We start from the raw sequence: 22,909 nt of genomic DNA on the forward strand, positions 1-22,909 counted from the left end.
AGCCGCTACGACTACTTGACGGCCAGCGCCTTCTTGAGCAACTCATCACCGCCTTTGACTTTTTCGGCAAAGTTCTTGTAGGACGACGATTTGGCCACATCCATCCAGGCATTGAAATCGGCTTCGCTCATGGTGACAACCTGGACACCAGCCTTGGTGAAGGTGTCGACCATCTTCTGCTCACCCTTACGCGACTCTGCCGTGAAGTAGTCTTCGGCCTTCTTGGCCGCGTCGAGTATGGCCTTTTGCTGCTCGGGCTTGAGTCCGTCGTACACCTTCTTGGACATGATTACCGGCTCGTACATGAACCACAACGCGTTCTCGCCGGGCGCCGTCAGGCACTTGACCTGCTCGTAGATCCGGTACGACACAAAGCTGTCGTTCGACGTATTGGTGGCATCCAGCACGCCAGTCTGCATGGCGGTGTAGATCTCGGATGATGGCATGGAAGAGATAGAGGCGCCGGCTGCCGCAAGCATTTGCTCGAAGGCCGGACCCGCTGCGCGTATCACCTGGCCCTTGATAGTGTCGGGGCTGGTGATGCAAGTTTGCTTGGACGCAAAGCCGCCCGCCAGCCATGCATCGGCAATGACCACAGCCCCGCTTTCTTCGACCAGCGCCTTGATGTCCTTCATGAAGTCGGACTGGTTAAGGCGTTGCGCATGATCATAGTTGCGCACCAGCCCCGGCATGAGCGTGGCGGAAAACTGCGGCACGCGTCCGGAAGCGTAGTCCAGCGGAAAGGCCGACATATCGAGCTGGCCCCGCGTAATGGCGCCCCACTGCTCGTTGGCTTTATACAGCGACGACGACGGGAACACCTGTATCTTCAAACCGACGTTGGCCGCTTCAACTTCGCGGGCAATGATCTGCACCATCTCGTCGCGCGGATCGCCTTGCCCGCCCGGGAATTGATGAGAAGCGCGCAGCGTGGTCTGCGCCGATACGGGTGCTGCCGTGGCCAATACCGCAGCTACCGCTACGATGCTAAATAGGCTTTTCATAGTTGTCTCCTGGATTTATTTGTAAGGATTGCTTGCTATGTGGAGTTGCCTTGCTGCCTGAACTGCTGTGGTCGACGGTGTTGTCGTATGCCTCCTGTGCCGTCGTAGTCGTTAAAGGTCTTTGTACTGCTCGCGCAGCACGTTCTTTTGCACCTTGCCCATGGTATTGCGCACCAGTTGATCCACCACATGGATGCGCTTGGGTATCTTGAAATTGGCGAGCCGGGATTTCAGCGCCGCCTCGAGTGACTTGATATCTATTGTGTGTCCGGCGCGCGGCACCACCACCGCCACTACGGCCTCGCCAAATTCGGGATGCGGCACGCCGATTACGGCCGACTCGTCCACCCCCGGCATCTCGTCGATGACCAACTCTATCTCTTTGGGATAGACGTTATAGCCACCAGAGATGATCAAATCCTTGCTGCGGCCAACGATGGTCAAGTAGTTATCGGGGACACCATCGCCGCCCCACTGCCCCACGTCGCCCGTGCGGAACCAGCCGTCCTGGGTGAACTCCTCACGTGTTTTTTCCGGCATGCGCCAGTAGCCCTTGAAGACGTTGGGCCCGCGCACCTGCACATTGCCCACCTGGCCCGGCGCCAGCGGTGCAGCGGCATCATCCACCACCCGCACAGATACGCCGGGCAATGCCTGGCCGACCGTACCGCCAATCCGTTGGCCGACGGCCGGATCATACGGATTGGAGGTAAGCATGATGGTTTCGCTCATGCCATAGCGCTCCAGGATAGTGTGGCCGCTACGCTCGACAAAAGCATTGAAGGTTTCCTTGAGCAGCGGCGCGGACCCGGAGATGAATAAGCGGATGTTGCGACAGACCTCACGATTGAAGCGCTGATCTGCCAGCAGCCGGACGTAATAAGTGGGCACGCCCATCATGATGGTGCTTAGCGGCAAGTAGTGGATGGCCTGGTCTATATTCAGCTTGGGCAGCCATATCATCCTGGCGCCGGCCAGCAAGGCGCCGTGCGAGGCGACGAACAAGCCGTGCACATGAAAGATCGGCAGCATGTGCAGCAGCACATCGTCCGCACGCCACCCCCAGTAACGGTGCAATACCTGTGCATTGGATGACAGGTTGCCGTGGGTCAGCATGGCGCCCTTGCTGCGCCCCGTCGTGCCGGAGGTGTACAAAATGGCAGCCAGATCATCGGTTTGCCGCGGCACGGACTCGAACTGGTCGCCCTGGCTGGCGGCGGCCACCGCCAGGCTGCCGCTGCCGTCGTCATCCAGCGTGTAGACATGTGCGGTGCCGGTCTTGTCGGCCAGCTGCGTGATCCATTCCAGGTTGCGACTATCGCACACCACGACGGAAGGTTCGGCGTCAGTCAGGAAGTACTCGACCTCCGCGGCCTTATAGGCCGTGTTCAATGGCAAATAGACCAGACCCGCACGCACCGTGGCCAGATAAAGCATCAGCGCTGTCGGAGACTTTTCCACCTGCACCGCCACGCGCGCACCCGACGGCAGATCGAGCGCAAGCAACAGATTCGCCAGCCTGGCGCTCATTTGTTCAATGTCGTTCCAGCTGTAATTCTGGTCGGGGGTCTCGATGGCGATCTGCGAGCGGTCGGCAGGAAAGCCGGAAGCAAGCAGAGCATACAAATTGGCGTTGCCTTCCAAGTCATTCTCCAGAAAAGACGGGCGGCTCACCCGCCAGAAATGCGCGTACACCTTCTTGGTGATCGCGACTTTGTGCATAGCTGAATAGCGACTGCAATTCATCATGCGTCAGCGGTTCGGGTTGAACACTCAAACGGTTAATCGTCTGTTTGTTCAGACGCGCGGCAAGTGGCGCACCTTGCGCCAGCCGCCCGGCAGTCCGCATGACATCTTGTGCCAGGTCAGCGTCGGGCAACACTCGGGTCAGCAAGCCCTTGGCGAGGGCCTGGGATGCATTAAAGATCCGTCCCTCCAGCAAGATCTCCAGCGTGGTCGCGCGACCGGCAAGCGCCAGCAGCCCGCGCATCTCTTCCGGCGCCATGGGAAAACCAAGTTGGTTGATCGGCACGCCCAGGCGCGCCGACTGGCCCGCAATACGCAAGTCACACTGGCTTGCGATCTCGAGTCCGCCGCCTACGCATACCCCCTCGATCTGAGCCAGGACGGGATGCGGGCAAGCTGCGACGGCTGCAAGCGCCGGCGCAATAACTTGCATGTGATAGTGCATGACGCTGGCCAGCTTCCCACGCTCTTGCGGAAATTCGCGGATATCCGCCCCGGCTGCAAAGTTGCCGCCTTCGCCGCGGAGCACCACGCAGCGCAGATCCATGTCAGCGGACAAACCGCCGAAAATTTCGGCAAGCTGGCCCCACATCGCCACGGTGATTGCGTTCAGGCGACCCGGATGGCTTAGCGTGACCCAGGCGATCGCGCCTTGACGCTCGCAAAGCACGCGGCCTGTGGCGGCAGCGTCGCGGTTGTCGTTCATAGCCATCGCAAGTTCAGTCCCGTTTTAGGTTTGCCGGCCGCCAACTGAGCCAGATTGTCATCAAGCTGGTCCAGTTCGTACAGATAGTTGGCCATCAACCCGCAGGATTGCGCCATACCCTTGGCCGAGCAGTCGGCCGCCCAGTTCAGCCGTTCAATGCGAGCACCGTTACCCAGATGAAAGCGTGCGACCGGATCAAGCGGCTGGCCGTTCTTCATGGATTTCAGGTAGTGCGTCGCCAGGCGCAGGCCAGTGCGCTGGACTGAATCGGCGTCCTGCCCGGCTGCAGCAGCCTGCAGCCGCTCCACCCATTTCTGGCCGGCCTGCGGATCGTCCAACAAGGCTTGTCGATCGGCCTTGTCGGGCAGGACGGACTGCAAGGCCTTGCCATCCTGTTTGCTTAACCAAGCCACAAAGCCCGGCATGGGGGACAAGGTAGCGAAAGACTTGAGCCGCGGCAGCTCGCGCAGCAATTCGTCGATGACCCGCTTGAGCAGGAAGTTGCCAAAGCTGATGCCGCGCAAACCCGGCTGGGTATTCGAAATGGAATAAAAAATGGCCCAGCGCGCCTTGCTGGGGTCGCCGTCCGGGACATGAGGGTCCAGCAGTGTTTGAACGTTGCCAACCATTTGTGCCGAGAAGGCGACCTCAACGAAGATCAGCGGCTCGTCGTTCATGCGAGGATGAAAGAAGGCGTAGCAGCGTCGGTGCGCCGCAACACGGTGACGCAGCTCCTCCCACGAGCGGATCTCGTGCACGGCTTCATACTGGATGAGCTTTTCGAGCAGTGAAGCGGGCGAGTCCCAATTGATGGGCCGCAGTTCCAGCATGCCGACGTCGAACCAGTTGGATAAAAGTCCTTCCAGCTCGCGCTCCATGACCGACAGGCCGGCGACCTGGTTACGCCAGCGCAGCATGTCGGCGCGCAACTCGACCAGCAGGCGCAAGTTATCGGCTTGCGCATAGAGACGGCGGAAGACATGCAGGCCCAGCTCGCCACGCGGCTCCAGGGTGGCGCTGGCATGCGCCAGCCCGGCCAGAAATGTACGCCGCTCTTTACCATCGGCGGCAAGATAACGTTGGCTCCATTGCTTGGCCAGGCGATTGGCCGCCACGTCGGTCAAGCGGGCAGTAAATAGCGATAGCACCTCTTGTGCGCTGGGCCAGGGGTCGCGCTCGAGCCAGCGGCCAAGGCGCGCCATCAGGCCTTGCGTTTCGGCGCCGTCGGCCGGGAGGTTTTCCGCCTCGCGGGTCGCGTCGGCCGCAGTCGGAGAGTGTGTCGTTGCCATTAATAGACTCCTGTATGGGGCAAGGCGTCAGCCGCAGGCTCATGCGCACCGGGGCGGTCGTCTGGCTGCCCGGCTTCCTGGGCAAGCGCATGCAAAGCGTCAAGCTGACGCATCAAATGTTTGCGGGTCAATGCTTCGGCGCCGTCCGGATCGCGCGCCTTGAGCGCGGCGAAGATGGCCAGGTGCTCGGCACAGGACTCGGCCACGCGGCCCGGATAGGCCAGGCTTTTGTGTCGCGACAGGCTGAGCAGCTTGCGAAGATTGTCGATCAAGTCCGATAGCCAGCGATTGTCGGCCAGCTCTTGCACCGCTTCGTGTATGAGGGCGTTACTGGCGTAGTACTGATCGATATCGCCAAGCGAGGCATGCTCTTGCAGCCGATCATGCAGGGGCTGCAGGCGATGCAGGTCCTGGTCGCTGACCTTGCTGGCCGCCTCGTAGGCGCAACGACCTTCCAGCATCGCCATCAGCGGGAAGATCTGGTCCATGTCGTGCATGGAGAGCTCGTTGACGAAGCAGCCCCGCCGAGGCTCCAGGCGCAACAAGCCTTCGGCCACCAGCACCTTAAGGGCCTCGCGTAACGGCGTGCGCGAGATGCCCAGGCTTTGCGTAAGGCGGACCTCGTCTATCCATTCGCCCGCCTGCAGCTCGCGCGCCTGTATCATCGCGCGCAGTCGGTCGGCCACCTCTTGGTATAGCACCTGCTGGACAATACGCTTGCTCATTGCGACTCCGTCAGCCGACCTCATAATTCATAATTATGGCGAAGTCGTAGCGGGCTGCAAACCCTGCACCTCCTATAGTTTTCCCTAATAGGGTCAGGCTGCGGCGTATCATTAAGCCCTAGCCGTTGGGGCGCGCTGTCCCCAGCCCCCTGCGCAAACTTACTGGAGAAAACGTAATGAAGGCCGAAACGCCCATCCCCTCGCATGAAGACCCGGCAGCGTGGCACGATGAGACCACCGTGCTGCATGGCGACGCATCATTGGCGACGGACAGTTCGGTTGTGCCGCCCATTCATTACAGCGCCACCTTTCGCGCCGACAGCGCCGAGCAGTTTGCCGAGATGGCAAACACTCCGCGCTCCCCAAGCTTTTACACGCGTTACGGCAATCCGGTGCACAAACGCGTCGAGGCCGTGCTGGCCGAGCTGGAAGAGACAGAAACAGCCTTGCTGATGGCGTCGGGCATGGGCGCCATCAGCACGACCTTGCTTGCGCTGGTTTCTGCTGGCGACCACGTGATCGCACAGCAGCGTCATTACATGAGCACCTCGCGCATGTTCGAGGAAGTGCTGCCGCGCTTCGGCGTCAGCTACACCGTTGTGGATCAGACCGATACCCAGGCGCTGGCGGATGCCATCCGTCCCAACACCCGCCTGATCATGGTCGAGACGCCGGTCAACCCTACCCTGTCGCTCACTGATCTTGCCGCCGTTGCCCGGTTGGCCAAGCCCCGCGGCATTATTACCGTGGCAGACAATACCTTTGCGTCGCCGCTGAATCAGAAGCCGCATACGCTGGGGATAGACATCGTCGTGCACAGCGCAACCAAATACCTGGGCGGCCACCACGACATTACCGCTGGCGCCGTCTGCTGCAGCAACGAACACGCCGCAAAAATATGGGATATGCACACCACACTGGGCGCCGTGTTGTCCCCCATGGACGCCTGGCTATTGCTGCGCGGCATGCGCACCTTGCCCTTGCGCGTCGAGCGCATCAATGCCAACGCACTGGCTCTGGCTCAATGGCTGGAAAGCCAGCCACAAATCCAGGCCGTGTTCTATCCAGGACTGGCCAGCCATCCGCAACATGCCTTGGCGAAAAAACAAATGAAAGGCTACGGCGCGGTTATTGCCTTTTCGGTAAAAGGCGACTTCGATGCAACCAGCCGCTTTGTGTCGGCACTGAAGCTGGCCACGCACGCCGTCAGTCTGGGCGGGGTCGAGACGCTGGCCGTGCACACGGCGGCAATGTGGGCCGGAACCATGACGCCGGCACAAATGATTGCCGCCGGCATCGAACCCAATTTCGTGCGGATGTCAGTGGGGATCGAGCATATCGACGATCTGAAGGCCGATTTGGGGCAGGCGCTGGCCGTCGCTGATGTAGCACGCGCTACCTAAGGGTACGGCTGGTTCTTTGCGGCTCCACCGCCGATACCCCTTCGACATCGGTCAGGGTGGCAAGCCGGTCTTGCTCGATGCAGCCCGTAATTGCCCCCAGCGTCGCCAGTTCTTTTTCGACCTTCATGCCCGCCTGCCTGCAGCGCTCCACGACATCCAGGTAGCGATCCAGCCAGGTCTCGTGCACGAGTATTGTCAGTCTGATCTGAGCCATGGCTATGCCTTTTCAGCCGCTTGCGGCGCTTGCACCAGACCAGCGCCGATATCGCGCTCGGGGTCTTCCAGATGCCGGGATCCCCGGGCCAGTATCGTCATAAGACGGTCGGCGCGCGCAGCGGAATCTGCCTCGGCATAAAGCGCCGCCACGCCTGCGACAAACGGTGCAGCCATGCTGGTGCCGCTGATGGTCCGGTATTGTTCCGGCTCGGGCCAGGCAGACAGAATATCCACACCCGGCGCTGCGATATCAACCTTGCCGCCGTTCTCGTGCAAGCCGCCGCTGGAAAATGTCGCTACTCGCAGATCCCGGTCCACAGCTGCCACAGCCATGATGGACGGGCAGTTGGCCGGATGACCCACCGGCGCGATCTTTTCGGGACGGCTGCTGTCGTTGCCGGCAGCAGCCACGATAAGCGTTCCCGCCGCCAGCGCCCGCTTGGCCACCGCTTCGAAAATAGTGGAATAAGCCTGCCCTGGCTCGACCGAGCTGCCCAGCGACATCGAAACGATGTGACATCCGTTTGCGACGGCCCAGTCCATGGCTTCCAGGATGTCCCCGTCCACCCCGCTGCCTTCATCGCCCAGGACCTTGCCGATATACAGCTCGGCCCCACTGGCCACGCCATAACGAGGGCGGGCGTCCGTGCCGGCCGGACCCGCCGCAATCCCTGCGCAGTGAGTGCCGTGCCCGTGGGCATCCTGCACCGTCTGGCCGTCAATAAAGGAACGTGCAGTGATGGCCCGGCTTGCGAAGTCGGGATGGCGCAGGTCCAGCCCGGTATCGAGCACTGCAATGCGTATGCCCTTGCCGGTATAGGGAGAACTGGCCGCTCCGACCGCCTGGACGCCCCATGGCGATCCAGACTCGTCGCCGCCGGTATCGCCCAGCATTGCTGTGACGCCGGCATGGGCCGAAATGGCGTAGACCGTGCGCTCGGGTTCGATGGCGAGGATGGCGCTATCGTTGGCCGCCACCGCGTCTGTGACGCGTTGCAGCCTGTCTGGCGTGCAACGTATCAGCGCCACACCGATATGATCAAAAACCAGGGCGCAGTGTTCTTGCAGGGCACCTGCCTTGCCGCTTTCGCGCTCGCCAACCGATGCGATGCTGACCTGGGCCAGGTCAGACAGCCTCTTGGCACTTTCTTGGGGTCGGTCTGTGCGCAACAATACCAGGTAACGGCCTGTCGTCGCTTGCTGGGTGTTCGGCATGAAGTCCTCTCGTCGACATGAGGATACTTGACAATAGCACGCCAGCCCGGCGGTGTGCGCGCCGGAATGTTTGGTCGACTAGGAAACGGCGAAGACCTTCAAGGCTTGGTCATTTTGCGCGCGGGTGTGCTGGGCGAGATAATCCAGGAACACACGGGTACGCTCCGGAATGAACTTGCGGCTGGGCAGCGCCGCATACATCGCCAGCCGCCCGTTGATCCAGGGATGCAGTACTCGGACCAGATCGCCGCGCGCCAAATACGGCGCCACAATATCGAGCGATATGGATGTAATACCGGCCCCATCCAGGGCGGCGCGCAACAGCGTGTCAGTATGGTTGGCAATAAGCACCGGATCGACATTGAGCTCCACCACACGCCGCGGCTTTCCGGCGGACCACATCTTCCATGCGCGCAACGGCCTGTCCGGCCTTCTGAGACGCAGGCAATCGTGCTGGGTGAGATCCTGCGGCACCTTCAAGGCGCCGCGACGGTTTATATAAGACGGCGAGGCAACAAGAATGACATCGGACTCGATGATCTTGCGGGCAACGATATCGGCATTGAAACTGACATCGGTACCCATCAGGGTGACGTCAAAATCTTCGATAGGAGGATCCCGGTGCGCCTCGACCTCGATATCAACCACAATACCCGGATGAGCGCGGCGAAATTCGGCAAGCATGGGGGCGATCACATAACTGGCCAGGACAGGCTCTGTATGGACCCGCAGTTGACCGACCAGCGTGTTGGTATGCGCGCTGGCCACGGCATCGGCTTCCTGGACGTCCTGCAGAATCTGGCGAACTCGACCGAGATAAGCCTGACCCGCTTCTGTAAGCGACACTTTGCGCGTGGTGCGCTGAAACAGGCGCGTGCCCAGATAGGCTTCGAGCTCGGCAATCACGCGCGTGACAGCGGGCGGAGACATATCCATCGCCCGCGCCGCCGCGGCAAAGCCGCTTTCGTCCGCTACACGCTCGAACACCTGCATCGCTACCAACTGATCCATGATCGCTCCTGCGAAAAAACACATTATTCCATATATCGGAATAGATCATGACTATTCTATCTATTTATTGTTTATCCAGGAAGCCTTACAGTGGATGCATCGCTAGACTCTTACAAGGACACCCCCATCATGATACGTACTAACGCCAGTGCCATTGCCCTCGCTTTTGCCACCTTGTTTGCTGGCCAGGCCCTCGCCGCCCCGCAAACCTATGTGCTGGACCCCACCCACTCTTTCCCTCGTTTTTCTTACGATCACATGGGGATGTCCAAACAAATACTGCGCTTCAACAAGACCACCGGTACCGTCGTACTGGACAAGGAAGCCAAGCAAGCCAAGGTCGACGTCACGATAGACATGACTTCCATCGACACCGGCTTTGACGAGTTCGACGAGCACATCCAGGGCACGGACTTCCTGGACACCGCCACCTACCCCACGGCCACCTTCAAGTCCACCAAAGTCAACTTCCAGGGCGACCAGCCCATCAGCATCGAGGGTGACCTGACCATCAAGGGCATTACCAAGCCGATAACCCTTACCGTGAACTCGTTCTTCAGTGGCCCACACCCCATGTTGGAGAAAGACGCCGTCGGTGCCAGTGCCACCGGCGTCATCAAGCGCAGCGAATTCAATGCCGGCATGTACGCCCCCGCAGTGGGCGACGAAGTGACGCTGGATATCGCCCTGGAAGCCATTGTTGAATAAGCGAACGCTATCAATTTCTAGCGCATGCCCATGCCGGCATGCCATCAAGGACAAGGAGTCATCATGGGACTACTCGTAGACGGAAAATGGCAAGACCAGTGGTACGACACAGCCAGCACCGGTGGACGTTTCATACGCAGCGATGCGCAGTTTCGCAACTGGATCACCGCTGATGGCCGTCCCGGGCCCAGCGGTACGGGTGGATTTCGCGCCGAGCCCGGCCGCTACCACCTTTACGTTTCCCTGGCCTGCCCCTGGGCCAATCGCACACTGATCCTGCGCGCCTTGAAAGGCCTGGAACAGATGATCAGCGTGTCGGTGGTCCACCCCTATATGGGAGAAAACGGCTGGACCTTCGAGCCCGGCCCCGGCGTGGTGGCCGATCCCGTCGCCCAAGCCCAGTATTTGTACGAAGTCTATCTGCGGGCACAACCCGGCTATAGCGGACGCGTAACCGTTCCCGTGCTGTGGGACCTTGAGCGCGACACGATAGTCAGCAATGAGTCGTCGGAGATCATCCGCATGTTCAATTCCGCATTCGACGGCATCTGCGCCAGCGAAGGCGACTACGCGCCGCAAGACCTGCTGCCGCAAATCGATGCCATCAATGCCGAAATCTACGATGCCATCAACAACGGCGTATACAAGGTCGGCTTTGCGACCGAGCAAGCGGTATACGAACAGGAAGTCCAGCAGCTATTTGCGGCTCTCGACAAGCTGGAAGCCACATTGGGGCAGCAGCGCTATCTGTTGGGCGACGTGGTCACCGAGGCTGACTGGCGTTTGTTTACCACGCTGATTCGCTTCGATGCGGTCTATCACGGTCACTTCAAGTGCAACCTGAAACGCATCGCCGACTACCCGAATTTGTGGCGCTACACCCGCGAGCTCTACCAATGGCCGGGTGTCGCATCGACAGTGAATTTCGATCATATCAAGCAGCACTATTACCGCAGTCATCACAGCATCAACCCTAACGGCATCGTGCCGGCAGGGCCCCTACTGAATCTGGACTGATCAAAGGAGAGCAAGCATGTTGGAAATCCGAAAAAGTGAAGATCGCGGTGTCGCCGAACATGGCTGGTTAAGCTCGCGGCACTCATTCTCGTTCGCAAATTATCACGACCCCCGCCACACCGGTTTCGGCCCATTATTGGTCATCAACGAAGACCGCGTACAGCCCGGGCGTGGCTTTGGCGCCCATAGTCATCGGGACATGGAAATTATTTCCTATGTACTTGATGGCGCGCTCGAGCATAAAGACAACATGGGCACAGGGTCGGTCATCCAGTACGGACATGTCCAGCGCATGAGCGCCGGCAGCGGCGTCGCCCATAGCGAATTCAATCATTCTCAGTCCGATCCAGTCCACTTTCTGCAAATATGGATCGCACCCAATGTCCGCAACATAGACCCCAGCTACGAAGAGAAGTATTTCGACCCTGCGAGCAAGCAAGGGCAATGGCGGCTTATCGCGTCGCCCGACGGGCGGGATGGGTCGGTCTTGATACACCAGGACGCGTATATGTATGCAGCTATCCTCGACGGCGACGACGCGCTGGAACACATCATCGCTGAAGGCCGGCGCGCCTATGTGCATGTGGTCCGCGGCACGATCATGGTAAACGGCATCGCATTGCAAGCGGGTGACGCCCTGAAACTTGTCAACGAGCCACAAGTGACTGTTTCAGGGGCGCTAAACGCCGAGATCCTGATGTTCGATTTGCCTGCACAGCACTAAGGCCGGGTAAACTTAACGAAAGCCACGTACGACGCACCTAAGCCCCAGGGTTACCCAAGCATGCCATGATGCAATCCATATTGCAGCTTATCGAGGAATACGGCCTTGCCATCGTATTCCTTAACGTGCTTGTGGAGCAGGCGGGTGCACCCATACCCGCTTACCCCATTCTGGTCATCACCGGCGCGCTACTCGATACCAGCGGTTATTCCGCATTCGCCCTGCTGGGCGTTGCCGTCTTCGGTGCGCTGCTTGCCGACCTTGGCTGGTATCTGGCCGGCCGACGTTATGGCCGCAAGATGCTTACGACGCTATGTCGTATTTCACTGTCGCCCGATTCATGCGTCAGGCAAACAGAATCCATTTACCTGCGCTGGGGGCCGCCGTCCTTAATGGTGGCCAAGTTCATTCCGGGCTTTGCATCGATTGCCAGTGTGCTTGCAGGCGCCGTCGGAACGCCCAAAAGAAGTTTTCTGCTGTTTGACAGCATAGGCGCGGCAATATGGGCGGGCTCGGCCATTTACCTGGGGTCCCTGTTCAGCACGGCGGTCGACGAGCTGCTTGATGTCCTGATCAACCTGGGCCTGCTGGGCGTGCTGCTGCTGGGCATCGCGCTGGCACTTTTCGTCGCCAACAAGTGGTGGCAGCGCAAACGCTTTATCAAATCTTTAAGTATGGAGCGCGTCAGCGTCTCCGAACTGCACGACATGCTGGAGTCAGGAAACCACCCCATCATTGTTGATGTGCGATCGCCGCTTGCGCAGGGGCAGGGACGGATTCCCGGCGCTATTTTCCTTACCGCCGGAGACATCGCACGCAGCGAGGTCCCAGCAAGCGAAGTCATCGTGTACTGCGATTGTCCCAATGACGCATCCGCGGCCGTCGTCGCAAAACAGCTGATGCAAAAGGGTTATGGCAGAGTCCGGCCGCTGGCCGGCGGCATAGCGGCTTGGGTGGATGCGGGACACTCGATCGAAGGCGATACAGAGCCGCCACTGCAGGGCGACCTACCTCTTATTCAGCACTGAGGCGCCGGCACAGAGCCCAGCACGGCTTCGATTGCCATGCCGATAGACAACAGCTTTTGATCGCTGCCCACCAGCCCATCCAGCTCTGCGCCGACGGGCATGCCACCGGGCGTCATGCCCACCGGTAGCGCCAACCCCGGCAAGCCCGCCGCAGATGCAGCCGCAGCATTGCGGGTGACTGTGCCGAAGGTGTCGACGGGCGGGCCGCCATTGATGGACAGCGTGGACGAGCCTTGCTCGAAGTCGATGGCAACCGATGCAACCGGTGTGGTCGGAAAGAACAGCGCGTCCAGCTTGTGAGCCTGGAAACAGTCTGCGTACAGCTTCTGCAACTGAGGCCTGTGCACTTGAATGGCCACTGTGTATGCGTCAGCAAAGGCATCATTCAAGATGGGCCCGTCGAACGTCGCCTTGACGTCAGGGCTGGCTATCTGCGCCGCTATGCTCTGCAAACTGATGCCCGTGGCGCCATAGGTGTGCAGGTATGCCGGTATATCCTGGATAGGCTCATGCAGGGCCACCGGAAACACGACCTGCGCGCCCAACTCAAGGACGTCCGGTATGTCGACCTCTACAAACGCCACACCGGCGGCAGACAGTTTGTCTTTGGCGGTCTGCATGGCGGCCGCGACGTCATCTTCCAGGCCGGCCCAGAAAGCGGCCGGGATGCCCAGACGCAAGCCAGTCAGGGCGGCGGGTGCTGGCACTTGTGCGCCGCTTACGACGGCGTCCAGCAGCGCTACATCGGCAACAGTACGCCCCATGGGCCCCACCGTGTCCAGCGTATGCGCTATCGGCAATACACCATGGCCCGAGTAGCGCCGCTGTTCCGCCCCATTGCCCACTGAAGGGCGCAAGCCGGCGATCCCATTGAATGCTGAAGGCACCCTAACCGAGCCACCGGTGTCCGTACCCAAGCCGGCAGGAACAATACGGGCGGCGATGGCCGCTCCGGTACCGCCCGACGACCCGCCCGCGATACGCGCAGGATCGTAGGGATTTCGGGCTACGCCCGCAAAGGACGAGAAATTGGTTGTGGTGATGCCAAAGGCCAGTTCGTGCAAGTTGGACTTGCCCAAAATGATGGCGCCTGCATCGACCAGGGATTGCACCACTGGGGCGTTAGCTGCTGGACGGAAATGCTGCAGCGCCGGCGTGCCGCCTGTCGTTGGCAGGCCGGCGGTGTTGATGTTGTCTTTGATGATGATGGGCAGGCCAGCCAAGGGCCCCAGTGCCTGTCCCGCCGCCCGTGCTGTGTCGACGCGGCGCGCCTGAGCCAACGCGCCCTCCCGGTCCAAGGCGATGATGCTGCCCAAGGAGGCCTGTTGTTCGGCGCGGTCCAGCAGTGTGGTCACGTACGCCTCGGCACTGAGTCTGCCGCTGGCGATGGCAGCGACCGCCTCGGAGGCGCTCAAAGCCAGTTGCTGTGTTGCGTCGATGGACGGGAGAATGGGGTTTTCCATTTGCTTGCCTCGAAGTAACCATGGCGCGGCAGGAGGGGCTCGAACCCCCGACCCCGGGCTTAGAAGGCCCGTGCTCTATCCAGCTGAGCTACTGCCGCTTGTGTGCACTGCAACGCCGCATTTTACCCCGTGGCCCCGATACCGAAAAAAGCCTGTAGCGTCGCCAGCTTACAGATCAAACAGCGGCATGGTGATTGCTGCTCGAGGCCGCTGCGCAACATGCTTACATTAGGTAGCGAGCGCGTACAAGACTGGTGCTACAGTTTCTTCCTTTGCCAATAACAATTCACTCAGCTTCATGATCAACGTCCGCCGCTATAACAATATATTCGCCCAGGCGACCATCGCAGCCCTTCTCGCCTTGCCCGGTGTAGCGATCTCCGGCATCACCTATTCCTTGCAGCAAACCCACGCGGTTGCAGGTGAGACCATCAACATACGCGCAGTGCTGTTCAACGACTCCGACACCTTGATGGATTGGACGCCGCCGCAAAACCTCGTTCTGCAGTGGCGAGGCCCGCAAGGCCAGGCAGTGCGCACTCTCGCGTATCTGGAACAGGCTCGGACGCCGCTGAATGTGCCGGTAAACAATTTTGTGAAACTGTCATGGAAAGCTGTGGTCCCCACCGGCATCACCGGGTTGCAGGCGCTTAACATCGAGGGCCAGCCCACCTTGTTGGCGCTGGATACCAGCCCGCTGGAAAACAGCTCGATAGCCGGGACCCGAGCCATCGGGCCTGTAGTTGATGCGGGTGCGGCCCAGGGCACAGGTTTAAGCGACCCCCCTCTTCCGGCCAACGTGGTTGCCGCAACAGGAGCGTCGGTAAGTTCTGGGCCAGCAATCAACTCCACCCAAAGTCTGAAGGCGCCGTCATCTGCGTTCGACAACTTCCGCAGCGCCATTTCGCCGTACGAGCCCATCTATTTCGACGTAGGCAACAAGGGCGGCCGCAATGCTCGCTACCAGGTCAGCTTCAAGTACCGGATCTTCACGCCCGACGACCCGATGAACCCGGACTTCTCCGACAACATTTATCTGGGCTACACCCAGACGGCGCTGTGGGATTTGCACTCCGAGTCGCACCCTTTCATCGACACTTCGTTCAAGCCCAGCCTGTTCTGGCGCAAGGACGCCTTGTGGCAGGCAGAACAGAAAGACTGGTTCATGGGGCTGCAGTCTGGTGTAGAGCATGAGTCCAACGGCAAGAGCGGCGACGATTCGCGCTCCTTGAATTTCGCCTACATACAGCCCGAGTTCAACTACCGCTTCGATGGCGGCAGCACACTGACCTTCGCTCCGCGCCTGAAGAGCTATTTCTCCATGCGCAACAACGCCGACTATCCCGACTATGCCGGGCATGTCGACTGGAAGCTGCGCTGGGCGCAGGACAACGGGCTGGTCCTGTCGGGCATGTATCGACAAGGCCACAAAGGCCGGCATACCGCACAGGTTGAAGCGGCCTGGCCCTTGCGCCGCACCTTCCTCAACATGAACGGCTACCTGCATGTGCAGTATTTTGAGGGCTATGGCGAGACCATATTGGGCTACAAGCAGAAAAGCGACCCTCAAGTGCGTCTGGGCATTTCCCTGGTGCCTTGAAAGCACCTACACTAGTCGGGACCATAGAACATCCTTCTACAGGAGACTGACCCGATGAACGCTCCCCTTGATCAGGCGGTGCTGTCGGCACTCGGCACGGTGACACTCGACGACAAGTACACCCTGGAGAAAGGCCGCGCCTACATGAGCGGCACTCAAGCCTTGGTACGGCTTCCCATGTTGCAGAAGGCGCGCGACCGGCGCGCCGGTCTGAACACCGCCGGCTTCATTTCCGGTTACCGCGGCTCGCCACTAGGCGCGCTGGACCAGGCCCTCTGGAAAGCCAAGACGCACCTGGCGGACAACGACATCGTCTTTCAGCCGGGCCTGAACGAAGACCTGGCCGCGACCTCGGTCTGGGGCACGCAACAGGTCACGCTCTACCCCGACGCCACGCGCGACGGCGTCTTTGGCATGTGGTACGGCAAAGGACCGGGCGTGGACCGGTCCATGGACGTTTTCAAGCATGCAAACTCGGCGGGCACCTCGCCCCATGGCGGGGTGTTGCTGCTGGCCGGAGACGACCACGGCGCCAAATCGTCAACTGTCGCACACCAGTCCGAACATGACTTCCAGGCGGCCGGCATACCGGTGCTCTATCCCGCCAATGTGCAGGAATACCTGGATTACGGCCTGCATGGCTGGGCCATGAGCCGCTACTCGGGGCTGTGGGTCGCCATGAAATGCGTCACCGAGGTCGTCGAGTCTACGGCATCCGTCGACATCGATCCGGACCGGGCGCGCATCGTCATCCCGCAGGACTTCATCCTCCCACCCGATGGCCTGAGCATACGTTGGCCCGATCCTCCACTGGTGCAAGAGGCGCGGCTGATCGACTACAAGTGGTATGCAGCACTGGCCTATACGCGGGCAAACAAGCTTAACCGCATCGTCATCGATGCGCCCCAGCCACGCCTGGGCATCATGACTGCCGGCAAAGCTTATCTGGATACACGCCAGGCCCTGGCCGACCTGGGCCTGGACGAAGAGACCTGTGCACAAATAGGCATACGGCTGATGAAGGTCGGCTGCGTCTGGCCGCTTAACGCCCAAGATGCCCGCGAGTTCGCAACAGGCCTGGACGAAATCCTGGTGGTCGAAGAAAAACGCCAGATCCTCGAGTACGCACTGAAGGAAGAGCTATACAACTGGCGCGACGACGTACGCCCCAGGGTCTATGGCAAGTTCGACGAAAAAGACAATGCCGGCGGCGAGTGGTCGGTTCCGCGCGGCCAGTGGCTGCTGCCCGCGCGCGGGGAGCTCTCGCCGGCATTGATCGCCAAGGCCATCGCGCGGCGGCTCGAGCAATTCCAGTTGCCGGCGCAAGTGCGCGCCGGCATCGCCGCACGTATCGCCATCATCGATGCCAAAGAACGAGAGCTGAACACGCCCACGGTAACGACCGATCGCAAGCCCTGGTTTTGTTCCGGCTGTCCGCATAATACCTCCACCCGCGTGCCGGAAGGCTCGCGCGCCTTGGCGGGCATAGGCTGCCACTACATGAGCATCTGGATGGACCGCAACACGGCAACCTTCAGCCATATGGGCGGCGAAGGCGCAGCGTGGATAGGCCAAAAGTCCTTCACAACTGAAAAGCATGTTTTTGCCAATCTGGGCGACGGCACGTATTTCCATTCCGGCATCCTGGCAATCCGGGCCGCCATTGCGGCCAACGCCAACATTACCTACAAAATACTCTACAACGACGCCGTGGCCATGACAGGCGGACAGCCGGTGGACGGCATCCTGAAGGTCACCGATGTGATCGCCCAGGTGCATGCCGAAGGCGCCCGCAAGGTCGTCGTGGTTACCGACGAACCCGAAAAATACCAAGGCATGAAGCTGGTGGGCAACCCACCCGTGTATCACCGCGATGAACTCGATCGCGTACAGCGTGAACTGCGCGAAGTCGAAGGCACGACCGTCCTGGTCTACGATCAGACCTGTGCCACCGAGAAGCGCCGGCGCCGCAAGCGCGGCACCTACCCGGATCCGGCGCGACGCGTGTTCATCAACGATACGGTCTGTGAAGCCTGTGGCGATTGCTCGGTCAAATCCAACTGCCTGTCGGTCGAGCCACTACAGACACCGCTAGGCGTCAAGCGCAAGATCAATCAGTCTTCCTGCAATAAGGATTTTTCCTGCGTCAACGGCTTCTGTCCCAGCTTTATTACAGCCGAAGGCGCGCAGTTGCGCCGGCCCGACAAGCAAGCCGGAAAAGCCGCCTTGCCCGATGTGGCATTGCCCCAGCCCGAGCTTCCTGCCATTGCCGACACCTACGGTATTCTGGTTACCGGCATAGGCGGCACGGGCGTGGTTACCATCGGCGGCCTGCTCGGCATGGCGGCGCACCTGGAAGGCAAAGGCGTAACGGTGCTCGATATGGCCGGCCTGGCGCAGAAAGGCGGCGCAGTGTTAAGCCATGTGCAGATCGCCCATCAACCGGATGACATCCACGCCACGCGCGTCGCCACGGGTGAAGCGCAAGTCATTATTGGTTGCGACGCCATTGTTTCCACAGCCAGCGACGTCTTGTCACGGGCCCAGAATGGCCTGACGCGGGCTGCCATCAACACCGCACGCATCCCCACGGCCCAGTTCATCCACAACCCCAAATGGGAATTCCCCGCCGCCTCATCCGAACGCTTGCTGTCCGACGCCATGGGCAGCTTGTGCCAGTTCCTGGACGCCAACGCCCTGGCGCTGCATGTGCTGGGCGACGCCATCTATGCCAACCCCTTGCTGCTGGGCTATGCCTGGCAACAAGGCTGGATCCCGCTATCCCACGACAGCCTGATGCGCGCTATTGAACTGAATGGCGTCATGATCGAGAACAACCGGATCGCATTCGAGTGGGGCCGCGCGGCGGCACATCTGGGCGCGTCAGCCCTTATGCCTGCCGGCACGCCTGCGACTGCGCAACTTATCTCCATGCCGGAAACGCTCACTGCCACCCTCGAACGCAACCGTGTTTGGCTCACCGATTATCAGCACGCCAGGTATGCTCAGCGCTATCTGGACGCGGTGCAAGGCATACGCGAGAAGGAAACCGCCCTGACAGGCCGCGACCGCTTGCCCCTGACCCGCGCCGTAGCGGCCAACCTGGCCAAGCTGATGGCATACAAGGACGAGTACGAGGTCGCGCGCTTGTATGCCGACCCGGCTTTCACAGATAAGCTGCGTGCCCAGTTCGACGGCGAACCCGGCAAGGACTACCAGTTGCACTTTCACTTGGCGCCGCCGCTGTTTTCGAAAAAGAACGACAAGGGCGAACTGATCAAACGCAAGTACGGCCCCTGGATCATGTCGGCCTTCAAGGTGCTCGCACGGTTTAAAGGGCTACGCGGCACGCCGCTGGATCTCTTCGGCAAGACCCACGAGCGCCGTCAGGAAAGGCAGCTTATCGCCGACTACTTTGACCTCATCGACGAATTCAAACGCAGCCTGACTCACCAGAACCTGGCCGCCGCCATCGAGCTTGCGAAGTTGCCGGACGATATCCGCGGCTTTGGCCACATCAAAGAGCGCAACATGCAAGCTGCCGCGCAGCGGCGAGATCAGTTGCTGGACAGCTATCGGCAAGCTGCGCCGCTGGACAAGGTGGCCTGAAAGCGGGGCCCTACAAGGCCAGATAGGCTTGCCGGATCTGCACGTTGTCTTGCAATGCGGCCATGGTCGAGGTGTGGCGAATCTGGCCCTTCTCGAGCACGTAGGCGCGGTCTGATACCCAGGCCGCAAAATGAATGTTTTGCTCGGACAGCAAGACGCTTGCGCCGCGCGCCTTCAGTGCCAAGATCATCTCGGCCATCTGTTCGATGATAAGTGGCGCAACACCTTCCGAGGGCTCGTCCAGCAGCAGCACGAAGGGATTGCCCATCAGGGTGCGCGCTACCGTCAGCATCTGCTGCTCGCCGCCGCTAAGCGTGCCGGCCTGCCGATGCTGCATGTCGGCCAGGTTGGGAAACAGCTCAAGCACCGCGTCCAGCGACCAGTTCAGCCCCGCGCCACCATCGGGCCAGACGCGTTCGGCCTGCCGTCCTGTCATCAGGTTTTCGCGTACTGTCAGCTCAGTGAAAACACGCCGATCTTCCGGCACGTAGCCCAGGCCCAGCCTGGCTATTTGATAAGGCTGCAGTCGGTCTATGGCATGCCCCATGAATTGCAGCCGGCCCACACGGGACGGCAGCAGGCCCATGATGGACTTCAGTGTGGTCGACTTGCCCGCCCCGTTGCGCCCCATCAAGGCCACGACTTCGCCGCGCCTGACTTCCAGGCCTATGTCATGCAAGATGTGTGCAGCGCCATACCAGGCATTAAGCCCATCCACGGCCAACAAGGGCGCGCCCTGAGGTTCCGTTACGGTGCTCATGGCAAGGTTTCCTTATTGGCATCCTGAAAACTGCGACCGGTGCCGAAATACACCTCCTGCACTTTGGGGTGACGGCGCACTTCCTCGACACTGCCCTGGGCTATCAACTGGCCCCGAGCCAGCACAATCACGCGGTCGGCGTAAGCAAACACGACGTCCATGCTGTGCTCGGTGAACAGCACAGCCATGTTGCGTTCCCGGACCAGTTTCTTTACCAGACCCACCAAGGCATTGCGCTCGGCAGGCGCCATGCCGGCAGTGGGTTCGTCCATCAGCAGCAAGCGCGGGCTTCCGGCCAGACTCATCGCCAATTCCACACGCTTCACATCGCCGTAGGCCAGTTCCTTGCAAGGTCGCGTGGCCTGCTCGCTCATGCCGACCTGTTGCAGCAGCGCCCTGGCCTCTTGCACATACAGGTCGCGGGCGGAGCGCCAGAACGAATAAACCTTTCTGCGATGCGCGATCAAGGCCGTTTGCACATTCTCAAGCACAGTCAGCGAGGGAAAGGTAGCGGCAATCTGGAAGCTGCGTCCGACCCCCAAACGGGCGATCTTGCGCGACGGCATGCCCAGCAGCTCTGTGCCCTGCAACTTCACGGAACCGCGGGTAGCGGGCAATTGCCCGCCGACCATATTGAAGGTGGTGGACTTGCCGGCTCCGTTCGGCCCGATCAGCGCCAGCAGCTCGCCCTCGTGCAGATCAAACCCGATATCATCAACCGCAGTATTGCCGCCGAACCGCTTGACCAGGCCACGTACTTCAAGGAGAGCCATGTTGCCTCCTGGTTGCCAGCAAACCACCCGCATATCCGGCAATGCCTTGCGGAAATGCCAACACGATCAACAAAATCACCGCGCCGAACAAGGCTCGCCAGTACTCTGTGATTCCCACGAAGTAGTCTTGCATCAGGGTAAAGATGGCAGCCCCCACTACGGGTCCGAACAGCGTTTGTATGCCACCCAACAAAACCATGACCAGGCCATCAACCGACTTGCCCACCGTAATGACCTCCGGCGACGTACTGCCTTTGGAGAAAACGTAAAGCGCACCGGCCAGGCCGGCAAATGTTCCGGCCACGATGAAGGCGGTCCATTGAACGCCCTTCGTATGTACGCCAATGGCATCTGCTCGCAGGGCTGAGTCGCGCACGGCACGCAACACATAGCCAAATGGCGCGTAAGCCATGCGTCTGACGACAAGGATGGCCAGCACCACGATGGCCAAGGTGAAGTAGTAATACGCCGTGCCCGAAAGCCAGGCTTCGGGCCAGATACCGACAATCCCGTTTGAGCCGCCTGTAACGTCATCCCATTGGTAGACCACAGACCACACGATTTGCGCAAACGCCAGCGTCAACATGGCCAGGTACACGCCGGTCAGGCGTATGCAAAACCAGCCGAACACCAGCGCCGCGATCGCAGCCACCACAGGCGCGGCGACGAAAGAACCCATCATGCCCAAGCCCGCCGACTTGAACAGCATGGCGGCGGCATACGCGCCAATACCAAAGTAAGCCGCATGCCCAAAAGAGGGCATCCCGCCCAGGCCCATCATGAAGTGCAGGCTGACGGCAAACAGCATGGCGACCAACATATCTTGTGCCAGCACAGCCGCATAGGGAAACATGCCGGACAGCAAGGGCAAGATGGCAAAAACGGCAATCAGCACCACGGCAAATACGTGAAATGCCGTGGTGGGCGAGCGCAAGGGTGGATGCTGCTCGCCGCTGCCGCGCGCCATCGCCAGCGGCTTGCCGCAAAGTCCCCAGGGACGAAACACCAGCACGAGTGCCATGAAAATGAACTCAACGACCAGGGTCAACTTGGGAAAGGCGATGGTGATGCCGGCAAATTCAACGATACCCAGACCAATACACAGCGCCTTCAGTTGGGCAATGATCAGCGCTGCCAAGTAGGCGCCGGGTATCGAACCCATGCCGCCCACCACAACCACCACGAAGGCATCACCAATCAAGCTGAGGTCCAGCATCAGGCTGGCCGGCTGGCGGGGCAGTTGCAGGGCACCACCCAGCGCGGCCAAGCCAGCGCCCAGTGCGAAAACCCCGGTAAACAGCCAAGCCTGGTTTACGCCCAGCGCCCCCAGCATGTCGCGATCTTGTGTGGCGGCGCGTATCAGGGTGCCCCAGCGGCTGCGCGTCAGCATCAGCCACAACACCAGCAGGACCAGTGGCCCCAGCACCATCAGGACCAGGTCATACAGCGGCAGATAGCGGTCGAACAGCGGGACGGCGCCTTCCAGCCCCGGCGCCAACGGGCCGAGCAGATCGTCCGGGCCCCAAAGCCATAGTGCCATGTCATTGAAGACCAGCACCAGGGCGAAAGTGGCCAATAACTGGAACATCTCCGGCGCATGGTAAATGCGCCGCAACAGCAAGATCTCGATCAGCGCGCCCAGCGCCGCCACCAGCAGGGCGGCGGCCAGGATACTGCCCCAGAACCCCAATACACCGCCGCCCGTATATTGCACGATGGAATAGGCAATGTAGATGCCCAACATGTACAGCGACCCATGCGCAAAATTCACAATACGGGTGACGCCGAAAATCAGGGTCAGGCCGGCGGCCACCATGAACAGCGACGAGGCCTCCGCCAGGCCATTGAGGAACTGAACAATAAAACCGGTCAGGTTCATAATTTGACGGCGCCCTAAGGCGCCGTATTAGAT

Annotated in this window: 19 protein-coding genes and 1 tRNA gene; 7 read left to right on the top strand and 13 right to left on the bottom strand. The window is 60.5% G+C overall.

Annotated features, from left to right (window positions below; all coding sequences use genetic code 11):
* Positions 1-11: 11 nt before the first annotated feature.
* The 5 genes from CKA81_RS09090 to CKA81_RS09110 all read right to left on the bottom strand — a co-directional run bounded on the left by CKA81_RS09090 (position 12) and on the right by CKA81_RS09110 (position 5,470).
* Positions 12-1,004 (bottom strand): TRAP transporter substrate-binding protein, encoded by a 993-nt coding sequence (locus tag CKA81_RS09090; RefSeq protein WP_128354972.1) that lies wholly within the window; start codon positions 1,002-1,004, stop codon positions 12-14.
* Between the two features lie 111 nt (positions 1,005-1,115).
* Positions 1,116-2,648 (bottom strand): malonate--CoA ligase, encoded by a 1,533-nt coding sequence (locus tag CKA81_RS09095; protein WP_228255689.1) that lies wholly within the window; start codon positions 2,646-2,648, stop codon positions 1,116-1,118.
* A gap of 1 nt (position 2,649) precedes the next feature.
* Positions 2,650-3,456 (bottom strand): enoyl-CoA hydratase/isomerase family protein, encoded by an 807-nt coding sequence (locus tag CKA81_RS09100; RefSeq protein ID WP_128354974.1) that lies wholly within the window; start codon positions 3,454-3,456, stop codon positions 2,650-2,652.
* Positions 3,453-4,745, bottom strand: a complete 1,293-nt coding sequence (locus tag CKA81_RS09105; protein ID WP_128354975.1) for a malonyl-CoA decarboxylase domain-containing protein — start codon at positions 4,743-4,745, stop codon at positions 3,453-3,455. The genes CKA81_RS09100 and CKA81_RS09105 overlap by 4 nt, the downstream gene beginning before the upstream one ends.
* Positions 4,745-5,470, bottom strand: a complete 726-nt coding sequence (locus CKA81_RS09110) for a GntR family transcriptional regulator (protein WP_128354976.1) — start codon at positions 5,468-5,470, stop codon at positions 4,745-4,747. The genes CKA81_RS09105 and CKA81_RS09110 overlap by 1 nt, the downstream gene beginning before the upstream one ends.
* Positions 5,471-5,646: 176 nt before the next feature.
* On the opposite strand from CKA81_RS09110, the gene CKA81_RS09115 reads away from it, so the two are divergent.
* Positions 5,647-6,873, top strand: coding sequence for a trans-sulfuration enzyme family protein (locus tag CKA81_RS09115; protein WP_128354977.1), 1,227 nt, complete (start codon positions 5,647-5,649; stop codon positions 6,871-6,873).
* On the opposite strand, the gene CKA81_RS09120 is transcribed toward CKA81_RS09115, so the two are convergent.
* The 3 genes from CKA81_RS09120 to CKA81_RS09130 all read right to left on the bottom strand — a co-directional run bounded on the left by CKA81_RS09120 (position 6,866) and on the right by CKA81_RS09130 (position 9,315).
* A complete protein-coding gene (locus CKA81_RS09120) occupies positions 6,866-7,087 on the bottom strand; it encodes a hypothetical protein (protein WP_128354978.1) in 222 nt (73 codons plus the stop codon). The genes CKA81_RS09115 and CKA81_RS09120 overlap by 8 nt on opposite strands.
* 2 nt (positions 7,088-7,089) lie before the next feature.
* Positions 7,090-8,304 carry a S8 family peptidase gene (locus tag CKA81_RS09125; protein WP_128354979.1) on the bottom strand — a complete coding sequence of 405 codons (1,215 nt, stop codon included), beginning with the start codon at positions 8,302-8,304 and terminating at the stop codon, positions 7,090-7,092.
* 78 nt (positions 8,305-8,382) lie between these two features.
* Complete coding sequence (locus CKA81_RS09130; RefSeq protein WP_128354980.1) at positions 8,383-9,315, bottom strand: LysR family transcriptional regulator; 933 nt, start codon at positions 9,313-9,315, stop codon at positions 8,383-8,385.
* A gap of 129 nt (positions 9,316-9,444) precedes the next feature.
* On the opposite strand from CKA81_RS09130, the gene CKA81_RS09135 reads away from it, so the two are divergent.
* The 4 genes from CKA81_RS09135 (at position 9,445) to CKA81_RS09150 (ending at position 12,792) form a co-directional block, all read left to right on the top strand.
* Positions 9,445-10,023: a YceI family protein gene (locus tag CKA81_RS09135; protein WP_128354981.1), complete on the top strand. Its 579-nt coding sequence runs from the start codon at positions 9,445-9,447 to the stop codon at positions 10,021-10,023.
* Positions 10,024-10,086: 63 nt separating this feature from the next.
* Entirely contained in the window at positions 10,087-11,040 is a 954-nt protein-coding gene (locus CKA81_RS09140) for a glutathione S-transferase family protein (protein WP_128354982.1), read from the top strand.
* Positions 11,041-11,056: 16 nt separating this feature from the next.
* On the top strand, positions 11,057-11,764 hold the full coding sequence (locus CKA81_RS09145) for a pirin family protein (protein WP_128354983.1): 708 nt from the start codon (positions 11,057-11,059) through the stop codon (positions 11,762-11,764).
* A 68-nt stretch (positions 11,765-11,832) separates the two neighbouring features.
* Complete coding sequence (locus CKA81_RS09150) at positions 11,833-12,792, top strand: rhodanese-like domain-containing protein (RefSeq protein ID WP_128356708.1); 960 nt, start codon at positions 11,833-11,835, stop codon at positions 12,790-12,792.
* Here CKA81_RS09150 and iaaH read toward each other — a convergent pair.
* A complete protein-coding gene (gene iaaH / locus CKA81_RS09155) occupies positions 12,783-14,255 on the bottom strand; it encodes an indoleacetamide hydrolase (RefSeq protein ID WP_128354984.1) in 1,473 nt (490 codons plus the stop codon). The two genes, CKA81_RS09150 and iaaH, sit on opposite strands and share 10 nt — an antisense overlap.
* Before the next feature lie 21 nt (positions 14,256-14,276).
* A tRNA-Arg gene (locus tag CKA81_RS09160) sits at positions 14,277-14,353 on the bottom strand.
* 200 nt (positions 14,354-14,553) lie between these two features.
* Here CKA81_RS09160 and CKA81_RS09165 point away from each other — a divergent pair.
* Together CKA81_RS09165 and CKA81_RS09170 are read left to right on the top strand one after the other, a co-directional pair.
* On the top strand, positions 14,554-15,855 hold the full coding sequence (locus tag CKA81_RS09165) for a phospholipase A (protein WP_128354985.1): 1,302 nt from the start codon (positions 14,554-14,556) through the stop codon (positions 15,853-15,855).
* 54 nt (positions 15,856-15,909) lie between these two features.
* Positions 15,910-19,464 carry an indolepyruvate ferredoxin oxidoreductase family protein gene (locus tag CKA81_RS09170; protein WP_128354986.1) on the top strand — a complete coding sequence of 1,185 codons (3,555 nt, stop codon included), beginning with the start codon at positions 15,910-15,912 and terminating at the stop codon, positions 19,462-19,464.
* 10 nt (positions 19,465-19,474) lie between these two features.
* On the opposite strand, the gene CKA81_RS09175 is transcribed toward CKA81_RS09170, so the two are convergent.
* From CKA81_RS09175 to CKA81_RS09185, 3 genes are read right to left on the bottom strand one after another with little or no spacing between them, the layout of a single operon-like run.
* Positions 19,475-20,224 carry an ABC transporter ATP-binding protein gene (locus CKA81_RS09175; RefSeq protein WP_128354987.1) on the bottom strand — a complete coding sequence of 250 codons (750 nt, stop codon included), beginning with the start codon at positions 20,222-20,224 and terminating at the stop codon, positions 19,475-19,477.
* Complete coding sequence (locus CKA81_RS09180; protein WP_128354988.1) at positions 20,221-20,997, bottom strand: ABC transporter ATP-binding protein; 777 nt, start codon at positions 20,995-20,997, stop codon at positions 20,221-20,223. Before CKA81_RS09180 ends, CKA81_RS09175 begins: the two co-directional genes overlap by 4 nt.
* On the bottom strand, positions 20,984-22,876 hold the full coding sequence (locus CKA81_RS09185) for an ABC transporter permease (protein ID WP_128354989.1): 1,893 nt from the start codon (positions 22,874-22,876) through the stop codon (positions 20,984-20,986). Before CKA81_RS09185 ends, CKA81_RS09180 begins: the two co-directional genes overlap by 14 nt.
* Between the last annotated feature and the right edge of the window lie 33 nt (positions 22,877-22,909).

The sequence above is a fragment of the Pollutimonas thiosulfatoxidans genome (assembly GCF_004022565.1).
GTDB classification, from domain to species: domain Bacteria; phylum Pseudomonadota; class Gammaproteobacteria; order Burkholderiales; family Burkholderiaceae_B; genus Pusillimonas_D; species Pusillimonas_D thiosulfatoxidans.

Excerpts from the sequence above, each read along its gene's own strand:
- CKA81_RS09090 (WP_128354972.1), bottom strand. The coding sequence starts at position 1,004 with ATGAAAAGCCTATTTAGCATCGTAGCGGTAGCTGCGGTATTGGCCACG.
- CKA81_RS09100 (WP_128354974.1), bottom strand. The coding sequence starts at position 3,456 with ATGAACGACAACCGCGACGCTGCCGCCACAGGCCGCGTGCTTTGCGAG.
- CKA81_RS09105 (WP_128354975.1), bottom strand. The coding sequence starts at position 4,745 with ATGGCAACGACACACTCTCCGACTGCGGCCGACGCGACCCGCGAGGCG.
- CKA81_RS09110 (WP_128354976.1), bottom strand. The coding sequence starts at position 5,470 with ATGAGCAAGCGTATTGTCCAGCAGGTGCTATACCAAGAGGTGGCCGAC.
- CKA81_RS09115 (WP_128354977.1), top strand. The coding sequence starts at position 5,647 with ATGAAGGCCGAAACGCCCATCCCCTCGCATGAAGACCCGGCAGCGTGG.
- CKA81_RS09120 (WP_128354978.1), bottom strand. The coding sequence starts at position 7,087 with ATGGCTCAGATCAGACTGACAATACTCGTGCACGAGACCTGGCTGGAT.
- CKA81_RS09125 (WP_128354979.1), bottom strand. The coding sequence starts at position 8,304 with ATGCCGAACACCCAGCAAGCGACGACAGGCCGTTACCTGGTATTGTTG.
- CKA81_RS09130 (WP_128354980.1), bottom strand. The coding sequence starts at position 9,315 with ATGGATCAGTTGGTAGCGATGCAGGTGTTCGAGCGTGTAGCGGACGAA.
- CKA81_RS09135 (WP_128354981.1), top strand. The coding sequence starts at position 9,445 with ATGATACGTACTAACGCCAGTGCCATTGCCCTCGCTTTTGCCACCTTG.
- CKA81_RS09140 (WP_128354982.1), top strand. The coding sequence starts at position 10,087 with ATGGGACTACTCGTAGACGGAAAATGGCAAGACCAGTGGTACGACACA.
- CKA81_RS09145 (WP_128354983.1), top strand. The coding sequence starts at position 11,057 with ATGTTGGAAATCCGAAAAAGTGAAGATCGCGGTGTCGCCGAACATGGC.
- CKA81_RS09150 (WP_128356708.1), top strand. The coding sequence starts at position 11,833 with ATGCAATCCATATTGCAGCTTATCGAGGAATACGGCCTTGCCATCGTA.
- iaaH (WP_128354984.1), bottom strand. The coding sequence starts at position 14,255 with ATGGAAAACCCCATTCTCCCGTCCATCGACGCAACACAGCAACTGGCT.
- CKA81_RS09165 (WP_128354985.1), top strand. The coding sequence starts at position 14,554 with ATGATCAACGTCCGCCGCTATAACAATATATTCGCCCAGGCGACCATC.
- CKA81_RS09170 (WP_128354986.1), top strand. The coding sequence starts at position 15,910 with ATGAACGCTCCCCTTGATCAGGCGGTGCTGTCGGCACTCGGCACGGTG.
- CKA81_RS09175 (WP_128354987.1), bottom strand. The coding sequence starts at position 20,224 with ATGAGCACCGTAACGGAACCTCAGGGCGCGCCCTTGTTGGCCGTGGAT.
- CKA81_RS09180 (WP_128354988.1), bottom strand. The coding sequence starts at position 20,997 with ATGGCTCTCCTTGAAGTACGTGGCCTGGTCAAGCGGTTCGGCGGCAAT.
- CKA81_RS09185 (WP_128354989.1), bottom strand. The coding sequence starts at position 22,876 with ATGAACCTGACCGGTTTTATTGTTCAGTTCCTCAATGGCCTGGCGGAG.